Here is a 296-nt window from a genome sequence, read left to right as displayed (position 1 = left end):
AAAATGTCCAGACAAGAAAAAAGCGGGATATTATACGATTGGGCGAACTCGGTATATTCGCTCGTCATTACAACTGCATTATTCCCAATTTACTTTAAAGCAGCAGCAAAAGAAGCCGGACTATCTGGTGCAACTTCAACGGCATATTGGGGATATGCAAACTCTTTCGCTACACTTTTAATTTCTATACTTGCTCCTATACTCGGCACAGTTGCTGATTATAAAGGATTTAAAAAACGATTTTTCACATTCTTCTTTGGACTCGGTATCGTATTTACAAGTATGATAGCAGTCGT

At 38.2% G+C, this 296-nt stretch carries 1 pseudogene; it reads left to right on the top strand.

The window, feature by feature from the left end:
• Positions 1-296: pseudogene (locus tag ACSG5Z_RS30970) on the top strand (MFS transporter); the annotation flags it as partial.

This window comes from Bacillus pretiosus (genome assembly GCF_051294775.1).
GTDB lineage: Bacteria > Bacillota > Bacilli > Bacillales > Bacillaceae_G > Bacillus_A > Bacillus_A wiedmannii.
The sequence above is the reverse complement of the archived record's forward strand: the minus strand, read 5'-3'. Positions and strand labels throughout refer to the sequence as shown.